This is a genomic window from Acidovorax sp. KKS102, from assembly GCF_000302535.1.
Classification (GTDB): Bacteria; Pseudomonadota; Gammaproteobacteria; order Burkholderiales; family Burkholderiaceae_C; genus Acidovorax.
Window position 1 is genome coordinate 554,011 of sequence record NC_018708.1, and the last position, 18,877, is coordinate 572,887.

Annotated in this window: 17 protein-coding genes and 1 pseudogene; 8 read left to right on the forward strand and 10 right to left on the reverse strand. The window is 65.7% G+C overall.

Annotated features, from left to right (window positions below; genetic code table 11):
• Window positions 1–167: 167 nt before the first annotated feature.
• Genes phnC through C380_RS02590 form a run of 4 tightly spaced genes read left to right on the forward strand, consistent with a single transcriptional unit; the run spans window position 168 to window position 3,435 of the window.
• Complete coding sequence (gene phnC / locus C380_RS02575; protein WP_015012329.1) at window positions 168–1,028, forward strand: phosphonate ABC transporter ATP-binding protein; 861 nt, start codon at window positions 168–170, stop codon at window positions 1,026–1,028.
• Between the two features lie 45 nt (window positions 1,029–1,073).
• Window positions 1,074–2,021 carry a phosphonate ABC transporter substrate-binding protein gene (gene phnD / locus C380_RS02580; RefSeq protein WP_015012330.1) on the forward strand — a complete coding sequence of 316 codons (948 nt, stop codon included), beginning with the start codon at window positions 1,074–1,076 and terminating at the stop codon, window positions 2,019–2,021.
• 34 nt (window positions 2,022–2,055) lie between these two features.
• On the forward strand, window positions 2,056–2,862 hold the full coding sequence (gene phnE / locus C380_RS02585) for a phosphonate ABC transporter, permease protein PhnE (protein WP_043565088.1): 807 nt from the start codon (window positions 2,056–2,058) through the stop codon (window positions 2,860–2,862).
• Window positions 2,863–2,874: 12 nt separating this feature from the next.
• Window positions 2,875–3,435 (forward strand): phosphonate degradation HD-domain oxygenase, encoded by a 561-nt coding sequence (locus C380_RS02590; RefSeq protein WP_015012332.1) that lies wholly within the window; start codon window positions 2,875–2,877, stop codon window positions 3,433–3,435.
• A gap of 60 nt (window positions 3,436–3,495) precedes the next feature.
• On the opposite strand, the gene C380_RS02595 is transcribed toward C380_RS02590, so the two are convergent.
• Window positions 3,496–4,512, reverse strand: a complete 1,017-nt coding sequence (locus C380_RS02595; RefSeq protein ID WP_015012333.1) for a GlxA family transcriptional regulator — start codon at window positions 4,510–4,512, stop codon at window positions 3,496–3,498.
• A 101-nt stretch (window positions 4,513–4,613) separates the two neighbouring features.
• On the opposite strand from C380_RS02595, the gene C380_RS02600 reads away from it, so the two are divergent.
• Window positions 4,614–5,738 (forward strand): DJ-1/PfpI family protein, encoded by a 1,125-nt coding sequence (locus C380_RS02600; RefSeq protein WP_043565954.1) that lies wholly within the window; start codon window positions 4,614–4,616, stop codon window positions 5,736–5,738.
• 51 nt (window positions 5,739–5,789) lie between these two features.
• Here C380_RS02600 and C380_RS02605 read toward each other — a convergent pair whose 3' ends face one another.
• Window positions 5,790–6,251: an Lrp/AsnC family transcriptional regulator gene (locus C380_RS02605; RefSeq protein WP_015012335.1), complete on the reverse strand. Its 462-nt coding sequence runs from the start codon at window positions 6,249–6,251 to the stop codon at window positions 5,790–5,792.
• A 97-nt stretch (window positions 6,252–6,348) separates the two neighbouring features.
• Between C380_RS02605 and C380_RS02610 the strand changes: the two genes are divergently transcribed.
• On the forward strand, window positions 6,349–7,317 hold the full coding sequence (locus C380_RS02610) for an EamA family transporter (protein WP_015012336.1): 969 nt from the start codon (window positions 6,349–6,351) through the stop codon (window positions 7,315–7,317).
• On the opposite strand, the gene C380_RS02615 is transcribed toward C380_RS02610, so the two are convergent.
• The 6 genes from C380_RS02615 to C380_RS02640 form a co-directional block, all read right to left on the reverse strand.
• Window positions 7,262–7,660, reverse strand: coding sequence for a RidA family protein (locus tag C380_RS02615; RefSeq protein ID WP_015012337.1), 399 nt, complete (start codon window positions 7,658–7,660; stop codon window positions 7,262–7,264). The genes C380_RS02610 and C380_RS02615 overlap by 56 nt on opposite strands.
• A gap of 2 nt (window positions 7,661–7,662) precedes the next feature.
• Window positions 7,663–9,330: an AMP-binding protein gene (locus C380_RS02620; RefSeq protein WP_015012338.1), complete on the reverse strand. Its 1,668-nt coding sequence runs from the start codon at window positions 9,328–9,330 to the stop codon at window positions 7,663–7,665.
• 4 nt (window positions 9,331–9,334) lie between these two features.
• Complete coding sequence (locus C380_RS02625) at window positions 9,335–10,531, reverse strand: acyl-CoA dehydrogenase family protein (RefSeq protein ID WP_015012339.1); 1,197 nt, start codon at window positions 10,529–10,531, stop codon at window positions 9,335–9,337.
• Window positions 10,532–10,695: 164 nt separating this feature from the next.
• Window positions 10,696–11,550, reverse strand: a complete 855-nt coding sequence (locus C380_RS02630) for an enoyl-CoA hydratase family protein (RefSeq protein ID WP_015012340.1) — start codon at window positions 11,548–11,550, stop codon at window positions 10,696–10,698.
• Window positions 11,547–12,038 (reverse strand): MarR family winged helix-turn-helix transcriptional regulator, encoded by a 492-nt coding sequence (locus C380_RS02635; RefSeq protein WP_015012341.1) that lies wholly within the window; start codon window positions 12,036–12,038, stop codon window positions 11,547–11,549. Before C380_RS02635 ends, C380_RS02630 begins: the two co-directional genes overlap by 4 nt.
• 6 nt (window positions 12,039–12,044) lie before the next feature.
• Entirely contained in the window at window positions 12,045–14,393 is a 2,349-nt protein-coding gene (locus C380_RS02640; protein WP_015012342.1) for a bifunctional salicylyl-CoA 5-hydroxylase/oxidoreductase, read from the reverse strand.
• A 140-nt stretch (window positions 14,394–14,533) separates the two neighbouring features.
• Between C380_RS02640 and C380_RS02645 the strand changes: the two are divergent.
• Together C380_RS02645 and C380_RS25465 are read left to right on the forward strand one after the other, a co-directional pair.
• A pseudogene (locus C380_RS02645) lies at window positions 14,534–15,793 on the forward strand (class I SAM-dependent methyltransferase); the annotation flags it as partial.
• Window positions 15,794–15,907: 114 nt separating this feature from the next.
• Window positions 15,908–16,180, forward strand: coding sequence for a DUF1840 family protein (locus C380_RS25465; RefSeq protein WP_238544102.1), 273 nt, complete (start codon window positions 15,908–15,910; stop codon window positions 16,178–16,180).
• A gap of 142 nt (window positions 16,181–16,322) precedes the next feature.
• Here the strand turns inward: C380_RS25465 and C380_RS02650 are convergent, their stop codons facing one another.
• Complete coding sequence (locus tag C380_RS02650; RefSeq protein ID WP_015012344.1) at window positions 16,323–17,318, reverse strand: tripartite tricarboxylate transporter substrate binding protein; 996 nt, start codon at window positions 17,316–17,318, stop codon at window positions 16,323–16,325.
• A 344-nt stretch (window positions 17,319–17,662) separates the two neighbouring features.
• Complete coding sequence (locus tag C380_RS02655; protein ID WP_015012345.1) at window positions 17,663–18,646, reverse strand: tripartite tricarboxylate transporter substrate-binding protein; 984 nt, start codon at window positions 18,644–18,646, stop codon at window positions 17,663–17,665.
• Window positions 18,647–18,877: the final 231 nt, after the last annotated feature.

Consider the following 18,877-nt stretch of genomic DNA (forward strand, 5'->3'; position numbering starts at 1 on the left):
GCACTGTCACGCCCGACCACCACACTCCGGTTGTCTAGACGACTTATTCCGTTTCCAAATCATCCGTGTCGTTGTTGCTTCGCCTTGCCGTGCTACAGCACTGTCTGCGGCTTCGCGCCTAGACACGAATGATTTGGAAACGGAATTAACCCCCTAAGGAGGCTGCCATGACTGCCGCACTGCACATCCACCAACTGAACAAGCATTTCGCCAACGGCAAACACGCCCTGCGCGACATCAATCTCACCGTACAGCGCGGCGAGATGGTGGCGCTGATTGGTGCCTCGGGCTCGGGAAAGTCCACCCTGCTGCGTCATGTGGCGGGCCTGGTGGTGGCCGATGCGTCCAGCGATTCGCTGATCGAGGTGGATGGCCGCTGCGTGCAGCAGGCGGGGCGCATTCACAGTGACATCCGCAAGGTGCGTTCGCAGGTGGGCTTTGTGTTTCAGCAGTTCAACCTGGTGGACCGCTTGCCCGTGCTGATGAACGTGCTGGTGGGCCTGCTGCACCGCACGCCCTGGTGGCGCGGCTGGCTGCGCATGTTCAAGCCGCAGGAGCGCGCGCTGGCGCTCGAAGCGTTGCACCGCGTGGGCATTGCCGAGTGCCATGCGCAGCGCGCATCCACCCTGTCAGGCGGGCAACAGCAGCGGGCGGCCATTGCCCGCACGCTGGTGCAGGGCGCCAAGGTGGTGCTGGCCGACGAACCCATCGCCTCGCTCGACCCCGAATCCTCCCGCAAGGTCATGGACATCCTGGCACGCATCAACCGCGAAGACCGTTGCACCGTCATCGTGTCGTTGCACCAAGTGGATGTGGCCATCAAGTATTGCCCGCGCGTGGTGGCCTTGCACCATGGACAGGTGGTGTACGACGGCCCGTCAGCCGCACTCACGCCCGCATTGCTGCGGGGCCTGTATGGCGTGCAGGCCGACGAAATCCTCTCGGATGCATCCAGCGCCCACCCTGCACCTGCGCATGCCCCCATGCCCGCGCCGCAGTGGTCGCCCGCCATGGTGCAGGCCGCTTGATCGGTGATTCGGTTCCCTTCATTTCCTTTCTCTGGAGCTTTCAACATGTTCAAGAAACTGTGTGCTGCCCTGACACTCGGGCTGGGATTGACCACGGGCGCGCTGGCCCAGGACATCAACTTCGGCATGATCTCGACCGAGGCCACGCAAAACCTCAAGGCCGACTGGCAGCCGCTGCTGGACGACATGGCCAAGCAGACGGGCCTGAAGATCAACGCCTTCTTTGCGTCCGACTACGCGGGCCTGATCGAAGCCATGCGCTTCAACAAGATGCAGGTGGCCTGGCTGGGCAACAAGTCGGCCATGGAAGCCGTGGACCGCGCCAACGGCGAAGTCTTTGCACAAATGGTGAATGCCGACGGCACCCAGGGCTACTACTCGCACCTCATCGTGCACAAGGACAGCCCCCTGGCCAGCCTGGACGACGTGCTCAAGAACGGCAAGGCGCTGAGCTTTGGCAATGGCGACCCCAACTCCACCTCGGGCTTCCTGGTGCCCGGCTACTACGCGTTTGCGCAGAACAAGATCGACGCGAAGACGCACTTCAAGATCACGCGCAGCGCCAACCACGAGACCAACGCGCTGGCCGTGGCCAACAAGCAGGTGGATGTGGCCACCAACAACAGCGAAAACCTGGAAAAGATCAAGGAACGCCAGCCCGAGAAGTTCAAGGACATCAAGATCGTCTGGACCTCGCCCCTGATTCCGCTGGACCCGCTGGTGATGCGCAAGGACCTGCCCGAGGCCACCAAGACCAAGATCCGCAACTTCTTCTACAACTACGCCAAGACCGATGCGCGTGAGAAGGAGATCGTGATGAAGATCTCCAAGCTGTCGGGCTTCAAGCCCTCGACCAACGCCCAGCTCACGCCCATCCGTCAGCTCGACCTGTTCGGCAAGCGCAACAAGATCGAGGCCGACGCCACCTTGGCCGATGCCGACAAGAAGACCCGCCTGGCCGAGATCGACCAGCAGCTGGCGTCGCTCAAGTAATCCGCCGCTTGGTTGTTCTGGCCCGGGTGTCCCCATGTCCTCAACATTGAATCCATCTCTGGCCACGCTGGCCAGCACCACGTCGCCCAAGCGCAGCCTGGCCAGGTATCTGTCGTGGGGCATCCTGCTGGTGTTGCTGGCCGCGTCCTGGCAAGGTGCCGACATGCGCCCGCTGGCCCTGTGGAACGACTCGGGCAACATGGTCAGCTACGCAGCGGAGTTCTTTCCTCCCAATTTTGCGCAGTGGCAAATCTATGTGCAGGAGATGCTGGTCACGCTGCAGATCGCGCTGTGGGGCACGGCACTCGCCGTGATCACCGCCGTGCCGCTGGCGCTGCTGGCCTCGTCCAACATCGTGCCCTGGTGGGTGTACCAGCCGGTGCGCCGCGTACTCGACGCGTGCCGCGCCATCAACGAAATGGTGTTTGCCATGCTGTTCGTGGTGGCCGTGGGCCTGGGGCCGTTTGCGGGCGTGCTGGCGCTGTGGATCCACACCTCGGGCACACTGGCCAAGCTGTTTTCTGAAGCCGTGGAGGCGATTGACCCGCAGCCCGTGGAGGGCATCCGCTCCACCGGCGCGAGCGCGCTGCACGAGATCATCTACGGCGTGATCCCGCAGGTGATGCCGCTGTGGATCTCGTACACGCTGTACCGCTTTGAAGCCAACGTGCGTTCGGCCTCGGTCGTGGGCATGGTCGGCGCAGGCGGCATTGGCGTGGTGCTGTGGGAAATCATTCGCGGCTTTCAGTACGCCGAGACCTGCGCGGTGATGCTCATCATCGTGGTGACGGTGAGCGTGATTGACCTGGTCTCTGCGCGTATTCGTAAAGCGTTGGTCTGACAAGGAAAGACAATGGCATTGAGCCTGGAAGACATTGCCCACCTGCTCGCCACCCGGGGCGTGAATCAATATGGCCGCGAGGCGGTCAGCCAGCTGGAGCATGCCTTGCAGTGCGCGCAGTGGGCCGAAAAGTCGGGCGAGACCCCCGCGACGGTCGCAGCGGCTTTGCTGCACGACCTGGGCCACCTGCTGGCACCCGGGGGCGACACGGCCGAGCAGGACGACCTGCACCAGTACATGTCCCTCCCGTTCCTGCGGGGCCTGCTGCCCGACGCGGTGCTGGAGCCCATCCGCCTGCATGTGGATGCCAAGCGCTACCTGTGCACCATGGAGCCGGGGTACTGGGAGACGCTGTCACCCGCATCGCAGCACAGCCTGGTGCTGCAGGGCGGGCCCTTCACGCCCAAAGAGGCGATGCAGTTTGCGGCGCAGCCCTTTGCACAGGAGGCCATCCGCCTGCGCCGGTATGACGATCATGCCAAGGTGCCGGGGCTCGCCACCCAGCCGCTTCGCTACTACATGGCCGGGTTGGAGCGGCTGGCCCTCGTTCCCGAGGCGGCCTTGGTGCATTGAACGCGCACCCTCAACGGGGGGGAACGTCCGCTTCGGTTTCTGAGCGCGTGCGGCTAGCGCTCAGGTCGGCTTGTTCGCAGGACGGCATTGCGCTGGCTCCAGCCCCAGGTGCTGCTGCATCGCACGGATCATGGTATCCACAGAGCCGAAACCGCTGCGCGCTGCGATCTTCTCCTGAGGCCAGTCGGTCTGGCGCAGCAGCGCCGCAGCGTGCTGCGCACGCACCTGGGCCACGAAGCGGGCAGGCGTGCAATGGGCCTGCGCCGCAAACGCACGAGCGAAGTTGCGGGGGCTCATGTGTGCACGCTGGGCCAAGGCATCTACCGACAGATCCTGGGTCAGATGCCCCTGAATCCAGGCCATCAGCTCGCGCATGCGGACCGATGCATCGGTCTGCGCCAGCAGTGCCGGGCTCAGCTGCGGTGTGGTGTCTGTGCGCAGCGTGAACACCGCCAGATCCCGGGCGATCTGCATGGCCACGGCGCGGCCCAGGTCTTCTTCGATCAGGGCCAGGGCCATGTCCAGCCCTGTGGTTACACCAGCCGACGTCCAGAGCGCGCCGTCGCGCACAAAAATTCGGTCACGCTGTACCTGTGTGCCAGGGCATAACTGGGCGAGCAGATCGCAGGCATTGATGTGGGTCGTCGCCTTGCACCCTTCCAGCAGCCCTGCAGCGGCCAGCGCAAAGGCGCCCGTGCAGACGCTGGCCACCCGCCGTGACCGCTGCGCAGCCTGGGCCAGCCACGCCCCCGCGCCGTCCTCGTAGATCGCGCGGCGCAGGGCGTCCTCCTCACCACCCGCCACGATCAGTGTGTCGATCGAACCGCCCATGGCCTGCATGGGGACGGTGTCGGCCACCGCAAATCCCGCACTGGTGCGCACGGCGCCTCCACGTGGTGAAGCCATGTGAACCCGGTAGGCCCCCGGCACAGCGAGGGTGGCCTTGCTGAATGCACTGGCGGGTGCCGCAATGTCGATGGCCTCCACCCCTTCAAAGGCCAGCAGGACCACTTCGCGGCAAGGGGCGTGGGCAGCGGCCTTGGCAGGAACTGCGGCGGATTTGGCATGGCGGGGCATCGTGATGCAACCTAAGCTGGAGCCGGTGAACGAGGTGAATAGTGGATGTCAACAGGAGGCGGGGCGTGGCGATATTGTGGCGTTGGATGGAGGTGGTGATCATGGGGCTCGTAGCAATGGCAGCGTGGACTGCAGGTGCGACCTCGGGGTTCGCGCAGCCTATGGAGGCGCACCAGGGTGCCCGGGCCGCTGCGCCTTTCGCGCTGGCCCTGCGCCCCCCGCCGGCCGGGGGCACCGCCCCCGTGATTGCCGTGCTGGCATTGAACGAGGGGACGGAAACCACAGACTTCCTGGTTCCCCATGCCGTGCTGCAGCTGGCCCAGGTGGGCGTGGTGGAGGCCGTGGCCTCACGCGCAGGCGCGGTCACCTTGATGCCCGCGCTGCAAGTGGAGGTGCCACGCAGCTTCGCGGCCTTTGATTCCGTGTATCCGCAGGGGGCAGACATCGTGGTGGTGCCTGCTCTGCACACCGAAGACGACCCGGCGGTACTGGCGTGGCTACAGGCCCAGGCGGCCAAAGGGGCTGTGGTGGTCGGTATCTGCAGCGGGGCCAGGGTGTTGGGCCGGGCGGGGTTGCTGGAGGGGCGCCGCTTTGCGGGGCACTGGTATGACCGCAGCACTTTGCTGCGGCGCCACGCGGGCGCGGTGCATGTACCCGGGCAGCGCTATGTGGCCGATGGGCCGGTGGTGACCACCACGGGGGTGTCCGCGTCTTTGCCCGTGTCGCTGGCTTTGGTCGAGACGCTGGCGGGTGCCGAGCGGGCGCGTGCTGTTGCGACCGCACTGGGCATGCCATCCTGGGGCCCTGCACACCGCAGCGAACGGTTCGGTCTGTCGCTTGCGCATGTGGGGACCCTCTCGGTCAACACCCTGCTGTTCTGGCGGCATGAGCGCATCGACATCCCCGTGGTGGATGGGGTGGACGATGTGGCGCTGGCCCTGGCGGCAGATGCGTGGTCGCGCACCTACCGCTCTCGCGCTGAGGCGGTGAACGCCCTCGCCAGCCCCGTGCACCTGCGCAGCGGCTTGTTGCTGCGGGCTGCACCGCCTGATGCGTCGGCGACCACGGTCTTGCTGGACAGGGACATGCAGCCCGCCTGTGTGCTGGACCACAGCCTGCAGATGATCGGTCAGCGTTACGGGGCGGCTACGCGCCAGTGGGTCGCTACACAACTGGAATACGAAGACCCCGAGGTGCGCTGTGGGGCAGCGGGCCCGTCTCCGTGATTGACTACTCTCTACGCGCCTGGGGCTGGGGTACCCAGGCTACTGCGGTTGTTATCCGCCTTTGTCGGCGTTGACCCACCCCAGGTCCAGCGGCCGGTCCTCGAATTCGGTGTTCAGGACCACGGTGCTCGTGGTGCGCGCCACGCCGGGAATCGCCTTGATCTGGTAGAGCACGTCCTCCAGTCCGCGCGCGTGCGTGGTGCGGATCTTGGCCAGGAAGTCGTGCTCGCCAGCCACGCTGTGCAATTCTTCCACCTGAGGGATAGCGCGCAGGCGCGGCGCAATGTCACGGCAGTGCGCGCCGCCATCGTTGCGGATCGCCACAAACGCGGTGAAGTTCAGCCCGACACGCTCCGGGTCCACGCTGATCGAAAACCGGCGGATCACGCCCTTGTCCAGCAGCTTCTTCACGCGCTCGTGCACGGCAGCGGTGGACAGTCCCACCTCGGCGCCTACATCGGCGTACGAACGTCGGCCATCTGCGCCCAGTGCCGAAATAATTCTGGCGTCCATGTCATCTGTCTGAATATTTGCTTGCATAGCCGCTTGTTTTTGGTAAAAATTCCGAAAACCTTGCGGTTTCCATAAATTATTCGGTCAGGTGGAGAATATGCCGACAATTTTCAATGTGCAAGCCCGAGCACAACGCAACGGGGCGGTGGCCATGGCACTGCTGCTGGTCTACATCGTCTGGGGCACTACCTATTTCGCCATTGGTATTGCGCTGCAGAGCATGCCGCCACTGCTGATGAATGCCATCCGTTTTTTGTGCGCCGGTAGCGTGATGCTAGTGATTGCGTTGTGGCAAGGCCATGCATTGCCCACGTGGGTGCAATGGCGCAACTCGGCGGTGGTGGGCGGCTGCATGGTGTTTTTGGCCATGAATCTGATGGGCTTTGCGCAAAAGCTTGGCATCGGCTCGGGCCTGATGGCCACGGTGGTCACCACCATGCCCATGTGGCTGGCTTTGTGGTCGCGCTGGGGCGGCGAGCGCGTGCCGTTCACCAGCTGGATCGGCCTGGCGCTGGGCGTGGTGGGAGCCCTGCTGCTGGCGCTGGAGGGCGATTTTTCAGCCACCTGGCTCGGTGCGCTGCTGGCCTTTGGTGCGCCGCTGGCCTGGAGTGTCGGTTCGTATGCCTCCCGCAAGCTGTCGCTGCCCGCGCCCGCCATGGCATCGGCCGCGCAGTGGTTTGCGGGGGGCGCCATGGGGCTGGTGGTGGCGTTGTGGTTCGAGCCTTTGGGCGCCCTGGGCCAGGTCACTGCCAAGTCGTGGGCGGCGTGGGTCTACCTGTTGGTGTTTGGCACGCTGGTAGCGCTCAATGCGTACCTGTGGCTGCTGCAGAACACTTCCGCAGCGCTGGCAGGCAGCTATTCGTTCGTGAACCCTGCGGTGGCTTTGCTGGTGGGCGTGGCGCTGGGGGGCGAATTGCTGACGGGCTGGGTGTTTGCCGCACTGCCGTTGATTGGGGCAGCGCTGGCATTCATTCTTTACGGGCAAGCGCTGCAGAGGTGGCTGGAAAAGCTCAGTCCGGGATTACAGCGGTTGCTTCAATCTCGATCTTCGCGCGCTCTTCCATGAGCCCCGCCACTTGCACGCAGGCCATGGCCGGAAAGTTCTTGCCCAGCACCTCGCGGTAGACCGCGCCCAGCTCCTTCAGGCGGCTGTTGTATTCGTTGCGGTCGGTCACGTACCAGGTCAGCCGCACCAGGTGTTCGGGGCCTGCGCCACCGGCTTCCAGCACCGCCCGCACGTTCAGCAGCGTCTGCTTGGTCTGGGCAATGAAGTCGTCGCTCTCAAACTGCTGCTGCGCGTTCCAGCCGATCTGGCCGCCGGTAAAGACCATGGTGCCGCGTGCGGCCACGCCGTTGGCGTAGCCCTTGGGGGTGACCCAGCCTTCGGGCTGCAAAAGGGTGTTTTTCATCGTCATGTTGTTTTTGTGGAAGTGGGCGATGCGGCGGAGGGTGATGCGCCCGCACCCTGGCGCAGCTTGAAGCGCTGCAGCTTGCCGGTTTCGGTGCGGGGCAGTGCGGTCACAAACTCCACCACGCGTGGGTATTTGAACGGAGCGATGGTGGCCTTCACATGGTCCTGCAGCGTCTTGACCATGGCGGCGTCGCCCGTGTGCCCGGGCTTCAAGACGCAGATGGCCTTGACCACCATGCCGCGCTCTTCGTCGGGCACGCCGATCACCCCGCACTCGGCCACGGCCGGGTGGCGCAGCAGGGCGTCTTCGACCTCCGGGCCGCCCACGTTGTAGCCGGCGGTGATGATCATGTCGTCGTCGCGCGCCTGGTAGAAGAAGTAGCCGTCGGCGTCTTGCGTGAAGGCGTCGCCGGGGTAGTTCCAGCCGTCCTTCACGTACTTGGCCTGGCGGGGGTCGTCGAGGTACTTGCAGCCCGTGGGGCCTATCACTGCGAGCTTGCCCACCGTGCCGCGTGGCACCTCGTGGCCGTCGTCGTCCACCACCTTGGCGGTGTATCCGGGTACCACCTTGCCGATGGCGCCGCGCCGGCTCTCACCGCCGGGCGAGGAAATGAAGATGTGGAACATTTCGGTGGCGCCAATGCCGTCCGTCATGTCGAGGCCGGTCGCCTCCTTCCACAGCTGGCGCGTGGCGTCCGGCAGGCCTTCGCCCGCGCTCACGCTGGTGCGCAGCTGCGGCAGACCCATCTGCTTGGCGAACGGCGCCATCTGCCGGTAGAACGTGGGGGCGGTGTAGCAGATGGTCACGCCCGCTTCGCGCATCAGCCGCACCATGGTTTCGGGCGTGTAGGGCTGGTCGGGGAAGTACACGCTGGCACCCGCCCACATGGGGAACACGAGCAAGCCACCGAGGCCAAAGGTGAACGCCAGCGGTGGCGAGCCCGCCACGATGTCGTCGGGTGTGGCCTTGAGCACATGGCGCGGCCAGGCCTCGCAGCCCGCCAGCACATCGCGGTGCGTGTGCACGGCGGCCTTGGGGGCGCCGGTGGTGCCTGAGGTGAAGGCCATCAGCGCGATGTCGTCTGCGGAGGTGGGGCAGGGCGGCGTGGTGCCGGGCTTGCCCTGCGCGCGCTGCAGCAGGTCGGCTGCATCCGTCGCGGTGTGAAAGGGCACGATGGTGGCCAGTACTGGGTGCTGGGTTTGTGCCGTCTGCAGCTCCGCCAGCAGGCGGCCGTCGCACAGCGCCAGCGTGGGCTGGGCGCGGTCGATGATGCTGCCAAGCTCCACCGCGCGCAGAAGCGGCATGGTGGCTACCGCAATCAGCCCGGCGTAGACCGTGCCCAGCCAGGCCAGCGCCATCTCCACCGTGTTGCCGCCGCGCAGCAGCACGCGGTTGCCGGGCACCAGGCCGTGGTCCTGCGTGAGCACCTCGGCAATGCGCGCGGCTTCGGTGCGGGCGTCGCGGTAGGTGTAGGTGCGGTGCGGGCCGCGCAGCAGGGGGCGGTCGATGTGGCCAGCACGCTCGGCCTGGTCGAACAGCGCTTGCACCAGATTGGCCTGGTCTGCGATCTGTAGCTCGGGCAGGTCGTAGCGCAGCGTGGGCCAGGCCTCAGGCGGTGGCAGACGGTCGTGCACGAAATGGTCGGGCTGGGCGAAGGGGGCTTTCATGCGTTTACTCCTGCAGAGCGGCCTTGCCGATGATCAGTTGCTGCACCTCGGTCGCGCCTTCGTAGATGCGCAGCGAGCGGATGTCGCGGTACAGCGACTCGACCTTGCTGCCCACTTCCACACCGCGCCCGCCGTGCAGCTGCAGCGCCATGTCGATCACGCGCTGGGCGTTTTCGGTGGCGGTCATCTTGGCCATGGCTGCTTCTGCGGTGACGCGCGCCTGGCCGGTGTCGCGCAGCCAGGCCGCGCGGTAGGTGAGCAGCGCGGCGCTGTCCACCAGTGCGGCCATCTCGCCGATCTTGGCTTGCGTGAGCTGAAAGTCGGCGAGCGTCTGGCCAAACATGCGGCGTTGGCGCGCGTGGTGCACGGCCTCGGCCAGCGCGCGGCGCGCCATGCCCAGCGCAGCGGCGGCGACCGACGCGCGGAAGATGTCCAGCGTGCGCATGGCCAGCTTGAAGCCGCCGTTTTCTTCGCCCAGCAGCGCCGCGGCAGGCACGTTGCAGTTGGTGAATTGCAGCGTCGCCAGCGGGTGAGGCGCCATCACATGGATGTGGCGCGAGGCATCCAGCCCTGGCGCGTTCGCATCGACGATGAAGGCGCTGATGCCGCGCGTGCCGCCTCTCGGGTTGGTCTTGGCGAACACGCAGTAGAAGTCGGCGATACCGCCGTTGCTGATCCAGGTTTTGGTCCCATTCAAGCAAAAAGTGCCTGTAGCGCTAGTGGAATCTGTGCTGGAAGCTATGGTTTGCATAGCGCCTACATCGGAGCCCGCCTCGGGCTCGCTGAGCGCAAACGCCGCAATCAGCTCGCCACGCGCCACACCTTGCAGGTAGTGCGCCTGCTGCGCAGGGCTGCCCGCCAGCGTGATCGCACCGCTGCCCAGCCCCTGCATCGCAAACGCAAAGTCCGCCAGCGGCGAGTGGTAGGCCAGGGTCTCGCGCAGCAGCACCAGCGCGCGCGAGTCCAGTGCGGGCAGCGCGCCGCCGTGCGCTGAGGGCACGCAGTAGCGCAGCCAGCCGCCCGCGCCCAGTCGTTTCACCCAGTCGCGGCAAGCGGCGCGGTCATCGGTTTCATCGACCTCTTGCGCGGCCGCCCAGGGCACCAGGCCCTCGGCCAGCGTGCGGTGGGCGTCGTCGAAGAAGGGCAGGGCCAGGTGCGCCGTGGAGGGCGGGCAAGGGGCGGGGGGCGTGGCGATGTGCATGGCTAGAAGGTGTGAATGAGCCCGGCGTGGCCGAGCAGACAGCGAAAACGCGGCCGATCTAGGCGTAAAGCGCAGCCATAGCGTGTGCTATGGCGAGCATTTGCAACGACGAGCGGGTGTGTTTTGGCGGGATGAGCGGGCATGGTGGGTTCGTTCACACCTTCCTAGTCCCCCTGGAACACGGGCTTTTGCTTGGCGGCGAAGGCTTCGTAGGCGCGGCGGAAGTCTTCGGTCTGCATGCAAATGGCCTGGGCCTGCGCCTCGGCCTCGATGGCCTGCTCGATGGTCATGCTCCATTCCTGGCTTAGCATGGTCTTGGTCATGCCGTGGGCAAAGGTGGGGCCGTCGGCCAGCGCGCGCGCCGTGGCCTGCACGTTGGCCAGCAGGTCGGCGCTTTCATACAGGTCGTTGAAGAATCCCCAGGCCAGTCCTTCGTGCGCGGTCATGGCGCGGCCGGTGAACAGCAGCTCGCTAGCGCGGCCCTGGCCGATCATGCGGGGCAGCAGCGCGCAAGCGCCCATGTCGGCGCCTGCCAAGCCCACGCGGGTGAACAGGAACGCGGTCTTGGTCGCCTCGGTGCCATAGCGCATGTCGCAGGCCAGCGCCATCATCGCGCCCGCACCGGCGCAGATGCCGTCGATGGCGCCTAGCACGGGTTGTGGACAGGCGCGCATGGCCTTGACCAGATCACCGGTCATACGTGTGAACTCCAGCAGTTCGGGCATGGTCATGGTGGTCAGCGGTCCGATGATCTCGTGCACGTCGCCACCCGAGCAAAAGTTGCCGCCCGCACCGGTGACCACGATGGCCTTCACGTCGGTGGCAAAGCGCAGCGCGTAGAAAAAGTCGCGCAGCTCGGCATAGCTCTGAAAGGTCAGAGGGTTCTTGCGGTCTGGCCGGTTGAGCGTGACGGTGCCCACGCCGTCGGCAAAGCTCCAGGCGAAGTGCTCAGCCACGTAGCTGGCCTGCGGGTTGAACTGCTCGCGCATGGGGTTGCTCGCCCCGATGTAGTGCTTCATTCGGCTGTCTCCAAAGAGTTGTTCTGGTTGTGTTCCTTGACCTTGCCCAGCAGGCGGTACAAGGTGGCGATGTCGCGCTCGCCCAGCGTGGCGAAGGCTTCGACGATCCATTGCTCGTGCTGGCGCGCCATGGTGTTGAACTGCTCGCGGCCCTGGGGTGTGAGGCGCACCAGGTAGGCGCGACGGTCACCTTCCACGTCCATGCGCTCCACCAGCCCTTCGGCCACGAGCTGGTCGGTGATGCCGGTGATGTTGCCGCTCGTCACCATCATGCGGCGCGAGAGTTCCTTCATCTTCATGCCGTCCGGCGCGCGCTCCAGCTGTGCCATCAGGTCAAAGCGCGGCAGCGTGGTGTCGAACTGCGCGCGCAGGTGGCTGCGCACCTGCTTTTCGATGAGCTGGGTGCAGGTGAGCAGGCGCAGCCACAGGCGCAGGGCCTCGGGGTGTTCGCTGGGGGCGGCGCCGTGCAGGCGGGCTTCGAGGTCCATGGGGGTTTACTCGATGGCTGCGGGTTTGCTGGATTCCTGCGCCGGTGCGGCCATCTGCTTTTGCTTGGCAATCTCGCGCAGCATCTGGTCGCGGCCGCTGTGGTATTGCACCGGCCAGTCGGTGTGCGCTGCGGCCACGGGGCTCAATTGCGCGGCGGCGTGCAAAGTCCAGGCCGGGTCGGCCAGGTGGGGGCGGGCGATGGCGCACAGGTCAGCCCGACCGGCTGCAACGATGCTGTTGGCATGGTCGGCCTCGGTGATCGCGCCCACGGCCATGGTGGCAATACCCACCTCGTTGCGGATGCGGTCGGCAAACGGCGTCTGGTACATGCGGCCGTACACCGGGCGGGAGTTGCGCGTGGTCTGGCCTGAGGACACGTCGATCAGGTCCGCGCCAGCGGCCTTGAACAGGCGCGCGATGGCAATGGCGTCGTCGGCGGTGTTGCCTTGGCCTTCCTGCAGCCAGTCGTGCGCCGAGATGCGCACGGAGAGCGGCTTGTCGGCGGGCCACACGGCGCGCAGCGCGGTCAGCACCTCCAGCGGGTAGCGGCAGCGGTTCTCCAGGCTGCCGCCGTATTCGTCTGTGCGCTGGTTGGTGGCGGGGCTGATGAAGCTGGCCAGCAGGTAGCCGTGTGCGCAGTGCAGCTCCAGCCAGTCAAAGCCGCAGGCCACGGCGCGGCGGGCGCTGTCCACAAAGGCGGCGGTCACGCGGTCCATGTCGGCATGGATCATGGCGGCAGGCGTCTGGTTCTGTGCACCATAGGCGATGGGGCTGGCGGCCAGCAGCGGCCAGTTGCCGGTCTCCAGCGGCTCGTCCGTGCCCTCCCACCCCACGCGCGCGGAGCCCTTGGGGCCGCTGTGGCCCAGCTGCAGGCCGATCTTGGCCGTGCTGCTGCCGTGCACAAAGTTCACGATGCGCGCAAAGGCGGCTTGCTGGGCGTCGTTCCACAGCCCCGGGCAGGCGGGGGTGATGCGGCCCTCGGACGTGGGGCTGGTCATCTCCACCATCACCAGGGCAGCGCCGCCCAGGGCGCGCGCGCCCAGGTGCACGAGGTGGAAGTCCTGCGGCACGCCCTCGAGCGCGCTGTAGGTGGCCATGGGCGAGACGACGATGCGGTTCTTGAGCGTGAGGCCTTTGAGCGTGAAAGGCGTGAGCATGGGCGGAATCGCCGCTTTGCCGCCTGCGAGCCAGGCCTCGTAGCCCTCCAGCCATGCCGCATCGCGCAGCCGCAGGTTCTCGTGGCTGATGCGCTGGCTGCGCGTGAGCAGCGAATACGTGAACTGCTCGATGGGCATGCCGGTGTAGCGCGCCACGTTTTCAAACCATTCGGTGCTGTTGCGTGCGGCGTTCTGGATCTTGAGCACCTCCACGCTGCGGCGCGCCTCGTAGTGCTGCAGCACCTCATCGATGGGCAAGCCGGTCGCAAACTCATTGGCCAGGTCGATGGCATCTTCCAGCGCCAGCTTGGTGCCGCTGCCGATGGAGAAATGCGCTGTGTGCGCGGCATCGCCCATCAGCACGATAGGCACCTGCTTGCCGCCAATCGCTTCGCGGTGCACCCAGGTGTTGCAGATCACACGCGGAAAACGAATCCAGTTGGCAGAGCCGCGCAGGTGCGTGGCGTTGCTGATGAGGGCGTTGCCGTCCAGGTACTTCGCGAAGAGCTTTTCGCAAAACGCAATCGCCTCGGGCTGCTCCATGGCGTCCAGGCCATGGGCCTTCCACACGGCCTCGGGCGTCTCGACGATGAAGGTGGAGGTGTCGGCGTCGAACTGGTAGGCGTGGGCCTGGAACCAGCCATGCTCAGTCTGTTCGAACGCGAAGGTGAAAGCGTCGAACTTCTTCTTGGTGCCCAGCCACACGAAGCGGCACTGGCGCAGGTCGATGTCGGGTTGGTAAACGCTGGCGTAACGGGTGCGGATGCGGCTGTTGAGGCCGTCGCTGGCGATGACCAGGTCGGCGTGGTACTGCGCGGCGAGCGCCTGGTCGTCGGCCACGTCGGTCTCGAACACCAGCTCCACGCCCAGCTCCAGGCACCGGTCCTGCAGGATGTTGAGCAACCGCTTGCGGCCGATGCCGCAAAAGCCGTGGCCGGTGGAGCGCACGCTGCGCCCCTTGAAGAACACCTCGATGTCGTCCCAGTGGTTGAACGCATCGCCGATGAGCGCGGCCGTGGGTGCGTCGGCGGCCTGCAGGTTGGCCAGCGTCTGGTCGGACAGCACCACGCCCCAGCCGAAGGTGTCAAACGGTCGGTTGCGCTCGACCACCGTGATGCGGTGGGCGGGGTTCTGCTGCTTCATCAGCAGGGCGAAATAGAGACCGGCGGGCCCGCCGCCAATGCAGAGGATGTTCATGTCAAAATAGTTTAGACCTAAACAAAATGCTGTCAATGGGGTTGCTCCCTGCCGCCAGAGCGTGCCGCCGCTGTAGGACAGACTCTGAAAAGCCGGGCTGCGTGTTGACGCGCTGCAGCATGACTTCAAGAATCCTTGGCATGAAGCATTTGCTGCATACCCTGGAGGGGCGGCTGGCGACCCTGCCGGTGCCCATGGCGGTGGAGCTGCCGGCGGGCCAGCACCTGGGCGCGTCCGACCCGGCGGTGGTGCTGCGCTTTCGGGACCGCATGGCGCTGGTCGCGCTGGCCTCCGGCGATATCGGTCATGTCGGGGCCGCCATCGTCGAGGGGCGCGTGGCGCTGGAGGGCGGCATGCGTGATTTGATGGCCGCAGCCACCGGCCTGCTGACCCGCGACCCCGCACGCGACCAGCACCACGGCTGGTGGCGCAGGGTGCTGGGGCGCGCGCGGTCCATGGCAGCACACACGCTGGCGCATGACGCGCGGCAGGTGCAATTCCACTACGACCTGTCGGATGACTTCTATGCGCTGTGGCTGGACCCGCGCCGCGTGTATTCGTGCGCCTACTACCAGTCACCCGAACTTACCCTGGCCCAGGCGCAGGAGGCCAAGCTCGAGCACATCTGCCGCAAGCTGCAGTTGCATCCGGGCGACCGGTTCCTGGACATTGGGGCGGGCTGGGGCGGCCTGCTGCTGTGGGCGGCCGAACATTACGGGGTGGACGCAACCGGCATTACGTTATCGCGCAACCAGCATGCGCATGTGCTGCGGCTCATCCACGACCGAGGGCTAGGAGGACGGGTGCGCGTGCAGTTGGTGGACTATCGCGAGTTGCACGTGGACCAGCCCTTTGACAAGATCGCCTCGGTGGGCATGTTCGAGCACGTAGGGCGTGCGCACATGGGCCGCTACTTCAACACTGTGGCGCGTCTGCTGCGCCCGGGCGGGCTGGTGCTGAACCATGGCATCACCGCCGGGGGCGTGGACAACGCGCAGCTGGGCGCCGGCATGGGCGACTTCATCGAGCAGTACATCTTCCCGGGCGGTGAGCTGCTGCATGTGAGCACGGTGCTGCAGGACCTGGCCCGCGCGGGCCTGGAGATGGTGGATACCGAGAACCTGCGCCCGCATTACGCGCGCACGCTGTGGGCATGGTCCGATGGCCTTGAAGCCCGATTGCCGGCAGCCCGTGGGGTGCTGTCCGCTCAAGCGGGCGCCGAGCAGGCGGATAAGGTCTTGCGTGCCTACCGCTTGTACCTCGCGGGCAGTGCTCTCGGCTTTGAACGAGGCTGGATGGCGCTGCACCAGATGCTGGCCATCAAGCCGGATGGCGATACCGCCAAGGGCGCTGTACCCGGCGCACAATCGAGTTATCCCTTCACCCGCGACCATATGTACGCGGCCCGTAAGACCCGCTTTGAAACTCTCTCTAAAACCCTCTCTGACAACCTTTCTGACAGGCCTTTGACCATGCTCTACAAGTTCAAATCCCGCGCCACTGCCGACCTCATCATGCTCGAACCCCAGGGGCGCCAGATCGTGACCCTCATCGGCAAGACCCCCGGCACCAGCGGCATCGTTACCGCTGCGCAAATCCCTGCCGCCATCGCTGCGCTGGAGGCCGCCGTCATCGCCGACGAGGCCCAGCCCGAAGCCCAGGAAAACGATGAATCCGCCGCTGAGGAGCGCCACGACGTGGTGCGCCTGCGCCAGCGCGCAGCGCCCTTCATTGAAATGCTCAAGCGCAGTGCGGCGGCAGATGTGGACGTGGTGTGGGGTGTATGACCTGAGGGCAGGCGGGTTCGCAACTCACACAACGCGCAATGCGCACTTCGCGACGAAAGTGCGTTGCCAGTCCCATCCACCCACCCTCAGTAATCCGTAACAGGCCACGCTGCGATCTTCGCCACTGCAGTGGCGGCCGCCGTCAGTCCACCTTGGCGCCCGAGGTCTTTACCACCTGCGCCCACTTCTTGTGCTCGTTGTCGATGTGCTTGGCAAATTCTGCGGGCGTGTTGCCGCCGGGGATCGCGCCCTGGGCCAGCAGCCGCTCCTTCATGGCGGGGGTTGCCAGTGACTTGGCGACTTCCTGCTGGATGCGGTTGACGATGTCGGTGGGCGTGCCGGCAGGAGCCAGCAGGCCGAACCACGAACTGGCCTCGTAGCCCTTGAGCGTGGGGCCGCCCGCCTGTTCCACCGTAGGCACATCGGGCAAGGCGCCCGAGCGCTCGGAGCTGGTCACGGCCAGCGCGGTGAGTTTGCCGGCCTTGATCTGCGCCATGGACGAGGGCAGGTTGTCGAACATCACGTCCGCGTTGCCCGCCACCATGTCCATCAGTGCCGGGCCGGAGCCCCGGTAGGGCAGGTGCAGCATGAAGGTGCCGGTCATGCTCTTGAACAGCTCGCCGGCCAGGTGGATCGACGTGCCGTTGCCGCTGGAGGCCATGTTCATCTTGCCGGGGTTGGCCTTGGCCACGCGGATGAAATCCTGCACGTTGTGAATGCCCTGGGCCTTTGCCTTGTCAGCGTTCATCACCATCACGTTGGGCACGGCCGCCACCAGCGTGATAGGCACAAAGTCCTTGATGGGGTCGTAGGGCAGCTTGGCGTACAGCGCGCGGTTGATGCCGTGGGTGCCCACGGTGCCCATCAGCAGCGTGTAGCCGTCGCCGGGAGACTTGGCCACCAACTCTGCACCCACGTTGCCGCCCGCGCCCGCGCGGTTGTCCACAATGAACTGCTGCCCGAACGCTTTGGACAGCTCGGGCGCCATGGCGCGGGCCAGGATGTCGGTGGTGCCACCGGGCGCAAAGGGCACCACGATGCGTACCGGCTTGGTGGGCCATGCGCCCTGGGCGCGCGCCATGGTGGGCAGCAGCGCCGCCGCGCAGGCTAGCGCAACGGTGCTGGCGGCCAGGGCCATCACCTGGCGACGGCGCGCGTGGAGTGGATGCGCAGCAGTTGTGGCATCCGATGAGCCGGATGAGCGCGTGGGGGCGTGGAGGGGAGTGCGTGCCATGGAGATCAATCCTTGATGTCGGGGAGAAGAGAAAGGTCTGCTGGGGTTCTACGCGCGTTGGCGCAGTGGGGGCAGATGGATAACCCCAATCCTGGTGGCGCAGGGCATCTGCAGCCCGCAATATCGCGCGCACGGTCCGTTCAACAGCCCACCCGCGCCCATGAAAAAAGCCGCAACACGTCGTGCGACGTGGCGGCTTTGGGGAGGTGCTGGCAGGGCTGCGTTCAGAGCCCTACCGGGTGGATGGATCAGTCCGCGTAGGTGCCTGCGGCCTTGATGACGGCGCCCCACTTGTCGATCTCGGCGGCCACAAACTTCTTGTGCTCAGGGCCTTCAATGCGCTTGTCGGTGATGACCACGGCGCCCAGGGCTTCCTGCTTCTTGATGAACTCTGGGTCCTTCAGAGCGGCCTTGAGCGCTTCGTTGATCTTCTTTTGCACATCGGCTGGCGTGCCCTTGGGGGCGTACAGGCCGTGCCAGATGCTCACGTTGAAATCCTTCAGGCCCGATTCCGCCAGGGTGGGCAGGTCCTTGAGCGCGGGGGTGGTGAGGCGCTTGGCGGTGGTCACGGCATAGGCTTTGACCTTCTTGCCTTCGATCTGGCTCGTGGTGTTGGTGGTCTGGTCACACAGCAGATCGATCTGGCCGCCGATCAGGTCGGTGATGGCAGGGGCCGTGCCCTTGTAGGGCACATCGGTCATGTCCGTTTGCAGCGCGGACTTGAACATCAGGCCGCACAGGTGCGACGCAGCGCCCAGGCCGGCGTTGCCCAGGTTGATCTTGCCCTTGTTCTGCTGGATCCAGGCCGTCAACTCCTTGAAGTTGTTGGCAGGCATCGTGGGGCGAGCAATCAGCGTCATTGGCACTTCGTTGACCATGCCCAGGTATTCAAAGTCGTTGGGCACGCTGAAGGACAGCTTGCGGTACAGCGCGGGCATGGTGGACATGCCGATGTGGTTGAGCAGCAGCGTGTAGCCGTCCGGGTTGGCGCGGGCCACGCGGGCGGCACCGATAGAGCTGCCGGCACCGGCGGTGTTGTCCACCACCACGGTGCCCAGCGGCTTGCGCAGTGCTTCGGCCAGGTCGCGGGCCACGCGGTCGGTGGGGCCGCCGGCCGCAAAGGGCACCACGAGTGTGATCGTCTTGTCCTTGGCGGGGAAGTCCTGCGCGTGGGCGCCAAAGGCGGCCACTGCAGCGGCAGCGACGAGGGCGAGTTTCAGCGTTGTTTTCATGGGTGCTCCTGTAAATGACGGGCCATGATAGCGAGGGGCATTTCCGCCAACATTGCGGATAGTACGTAGCACACAGGCCGCATGGTTTTTAAGCCAAATAGCCCGGTAGCGCTTGTATTTATTGCCATGAATGCTACTCAATAGATAGCAAATGTTAGGGTAAACACTGCGGTGCCCCCGTGTGCGAAATGGCCTTGTTTTGCGCTGTCGCAAGGCCGGATGCCCTGTCTG